Here is a 4,425-nt window from a genome sequence, read left to right on the forward strand (position 1 = left end):
GCACTACTACCAATAATTTCACGATCAACAATCAGTACAGTATGAACACATATTACTGGCGTGTTGATGAAGAGGATGCAGCCGGCAATATTACAGTTGGCAGTGTATGGTTTTACCGGCCGCGCCAATTGTCATTTAAAGATGCCGAGGGCTATGGCCGCTTTGCCCGTGGTGGTCGCGGTGGAAAAGTGGTGCATGTGACAAACCTCAACGATGCCGGTCCTGGTAGCCTGCGCGAGGCTGTTAGCAATGACATTGGTCCCCGCACCATTGTGTTTGATGTTTCCGGTATCATCGCCCTGCAGTCGCGGTTAACGCTGGGAAGCAATTACGTTACTGTGGCCGGACAAACCGCCCCGGGCAAAGGCATCTGTATTAGCAGGGCGCCTTTTGGTATGGGTGGTAACGATGTGGTAGTGCGTCATATGCGCGTACGCGTGGGTGGTGGCACTACTTACGATGGTATGGGGTTGAATGGCAACAACAGCATCATGGACAACTGTTCCATCAGCTGGACGATCGATGAAGGATTTAGTTCCCGCGGCGCCAAAAACATTTCTTTACAAAGGACCATGATCGCCGAAGCGCTCAACGTAGCGGGTCATCAGAATTATCCGGCTGGTACCGCACATGGGTACGCAGCTACTATCGGCGGCTCTACCGGCAGTTTTCACCATAACCTGCTGGCGCATGATGAGGGTAGAAACTGGAGTATGGGTGGTGGCCTCGACGGCAATGGCTATTATTCCGGCAAGCTGGATATCACCAACAATGTAGTATACAACTGGGGCGGCCGCACTACCGATGGGGGCGCTAACCAGGTAAATTTTGTAAACAACTATTATAAACCGGGCGCCGCCTCCCGCATTTTCGTTGCTATAACGGCCGACCATGAAGGAACAGGGTTGGGTACACAACAATATTATGTGAGCGGGAACCTAATGCCCGGGCATTTTGATGAAACCCGGCAGGACCTGGGTGAACGCATCCGAATTTCAAACGGCGCCATTGTAAACTGGCAAACCTGGGTTACCTCTCCCTTCTTTAATTCTTATGTTGCTACCCAAACAGCCAAAGATGCCTACAAACGGGTATTGTCAAACGTAGGGAGTAATCAACCTGTTTTTGACGACCATGATATTCGCATAGTGAATGAAACCCTGAATGGCACGTACACGTATTCCGGCAGTGTTTCCGGCCTTCCTGGTTTGCCCGATAACCAGGCTGACGTGGGTGGTTGGGAAAATTATCCCGAAGTGCACCGGGCGGCTTCCTTTGATACCGATAACGATGGTTTGCCCAACTGGTGGGAAGACCTAAAAGGATTGAACAGTAATTCTGCCCCCAATGATTTTTCCGATGCCAATAGCGATGCAGACCACGATGGGTTTACCGAGCTCGACAATTACCTGGAATGGATGGGCGGCCCGCATTATTTTATGACGCCTACCGACTCAAGATCCATCAATCTGAAAGAGCTCGCCCGTGGTTATACAAACAGTCCGGCATTTACAACTGCCAAAGTAGTAAATGGAACAATTGCAGCTGATCCCGGTAACCCGGGTGTGGTGATCTTTACACCCACAACTTCTGGTTTAGCATCATTTACGTTTACTGTTACTGATGCTGAAGGCAGCACCATGACAAGGCTGGTGAACCTTCTGGTTGATCCAGCTGTAGCGCTGCCCGTATCGCTGGTAAACTTCCAGGCAAAAAGAAAAGATGCCGCCACCGTGGCTTTAAGTTGGCAAACAAAGGAAGAAGCCAATAACGACCATTTTGAAATTCAACGTACTTTCTCATCCGGCAATCCATTTACCACTGTTGCCAAAATGGCCACCAAAGCAAATAAAGGCAACGGCGCATTACAGTTAACGTATGACGCAAACGATGAGAATGATTATAAGGGCGTAAGCTATTATCGCCTGGTGCAAAAAGACATCGATGGTAAATCAACCTTCTCTGAAATAAGAACAGTTACCAATAGCGATGCCTTACCACAGGTGAAAGTATGGCCGGTTCCATCAAAAGGTACATTCAGCCTGTTGTTCACCAATGCAAAACATGCAACCACCGTACACATTTATACTATAGATGGCAAAATGGTGGGTAAGGAAACCTCCCTTCAAAGCGATGTGGTTACCCCCTTCACAATTACTATAGCAGGTACCTATTTTATAAAAGGGATAGATAAGGAAACCGGAGAAGTAGTGTTTACAAAGAAGATGGTGATTGAATAGCCCTGAATGTTTTTATTATGGTTCACTCTTTTGGCAATTTCGCCCCCGGCATTCCCGCCGGGGGCTTTTATTTTTTGTATCAGAATATATTTGTCAACTGTTGTAACTTTAATAAAGCCGAAGCACATAAATTATTTTTCATATGAAAGAAATTCAGGCCATAATACAGGCCTACGAGGAGGCGCAGCAACAGGGCAAACAAACGGCGCTGGCGACCGTGGTGCATGTACAGGGTTCTTCTTACCGCCGGCCCGGCGCGCGGATGTTGATAACGCAGGACGGGCAATTGACGGGCGCCATAAGCGGTGGTTGCCTGGAAGGCGATGCCTTACGCAAGGCATTGCTGGTGATGGCGCAGCAACAACCCATGCTGGTGACGTATGATACAACCGATGAAGATGATGCCAAACTGGGCGTAGGGCTGGGGTGCGAAGGCATTATTCATATTGTTATTGAACCTATACAACCCCAACTGCCCGATAATCCCATTCAGTTATTAAAAACCATCAGCGGCCAGCGGCAACATGCCGTGCTGGTAATGCTTTTTTCGCTGAACGACCGGCGCGAGGTGCAACCAGGCACCTGTTTATTACAATTACCGGGTGAAACCATTACGGCCCGTATGACCAGTGAAGCTTTACAAAAGGCGTTGACCACAGACGCCAAAACCGCCTTTATAAACCAGGTATCCGCTACAAAAACATATATTTCCGAAGGAAAACAATTCACGGCATTTATTGAATTGATAAAGCCCGCCGTCTCGGTAGTCATTATCGGCGCAGGGAATGATGCCATCCCGGTGGCGCAAATGGCGCATTTGCTCGGCTGGCAGGTGATCGTAGCCGATGGACGACCCGCTTATGCCACAACGGCCCGGTTTCCCACAGCTAACCAGGTGCTGGTTACCAAACCCGAAAAAGTGGTGGAACAGGTGACGCTTGATGCGCAAACCGTGTTTGTGCTGATGACCCATAATTACAATTATGACCTCAAGGTGTTTCGCCAACTGCTCAACCAGCGCATACCCTATATAGGCATGCTGGGCCCGCGCAAAAAACTGGTGCGCATGCTGGACGAATTAAAGGCAGAAGGCATAGAACCCGCTGCCGAACAACTCGCTTCCGTATTTGGACCCGTAGGATTGAACATCGGGGCCGAAAACGCCGAAGAAATTGCCCTATCTATAATTGCAGAAATAAAAGCAGTGACTGCGGGCCGGAACGGGGAATCGTTGCGCAACAGCGCCGATACCATTCACCCGCGGGTGGAGAAGGAGGTGGAGGAGGTGAAGGTTAGTTGATAAGTTGATTAGCTTGTTGATTTTCAAATAATACAACCCTTCTGTCTATATGAAAACACTATGTTTCTGTATAATTTGGTACCGTTCCTATATAGAAACAGGGTGAAAATATATAGTGGAGCATGGTTTCTATATAGAAACGGGTTGAAAATATATAGTGGAGTGCTGTTTCTATATAGAAATGGGGTGAAAATATACGGTAGCGTATCATTTTTGTACAAAAACATATTGAAATTATATAGAAGAGCCTGGTTTCTATATAGAAATGGACTGAAAATATATAGTGGAACATAATTTCTATATAGAAACAGGTCGAAAATATATAGTACCCTATTGTTTTCGTATAAAAACAGGATTGTTTTAATTAGAAACACTTCATCAAAAAATTAACCCGCTACGGCGGGGTTGGGTATGACCATCTTTCACACCGATATAATCATTCTGGCTGCAGGCGCCTCCACCCGGTTGGGCCAGCCCAAACAATTATTGCCCTGGCAGGGCGTAACGCTTTTACAACATGCAGTAAAAACGGCACTTACTGTCACCACGCAACCGGTGGTAGTAACGGGCGCTAATGGCGAACATTTGGCAGCTGCGTTGGATCCCGGCCAGGTGAAATTGGTGTTTAACCCAAACTGGCAGCAGGGAATCGCCTCTTCCATCCACTGTGGTTTGCAGGCCTTGCTGAACCGCACGCCGGAACCCGACCAGGTGATCTTTATGGTATGCGATCAGCCCTTTGTAACCCCCGGGTTATTACTCGACCTAATCAATGAACGGCAAAAAAGCCGCAAACCCATTGTGGCTTGCGCCTATGCGGAGACTTTGGGCATTCCCGCCTTGTTTGATAAATCCCTGTTCCCCCAACTACTTGATTTGCAGGGC

Annotated in this window: 3 protein-coding genes; all 3 read left to right on the forward strand. The window is 48.0% G+C overall.

All coding sequences use genetic code 11. The annotated features are described in order from the left end of the window. Positions 1 to 2,240 (forward strand): T9SS type A sorting domain-containing protein (locus tag ACJ751_RS04815; protein WP_407744239.1); only part of this gene is annotated, 2,240 nt, incomplete at its 5' end. Positions 2,241 to 2,382: 142 nt separating this feature from the next. Beyond that, a complete protein-coding gene (locus ACJ751_RS04820) occupies positions 2,383 to 3,540 on the forward strand; it encodes an XdhC family protein (RefSeq protein WP_407744240.1) in 1,158 nt (385 codons plus the stop codon). 411 nt (positions 3,541 to 3,951) lie between these two features. After that, the coding region (locus ACJ751_RS04825; RefSeq protein WP_407744241.1) for an NTP transferase domain-containing protein at positions 3,952 to 4,425 on the forward strand (474 nt) is incomplete at its 3' end.

Source organism: Niastella sp., from assembly GCF_045805085.1.
GTDB lineage: Bacteria > Bacteroidota > Bacteroidia > Chitinophagales > Chitinophagaceae > Niastella.

Excerpts from the sequence above, each read along its gene's own strand:
- ACJ751_RS04820 (WP_407744240.1), top strand. The coding sequence starts at position 2,383 with ATGAAAGAAATTCAGGCCATAATACAGGCCTACGAGGAGGCGCAGCAA.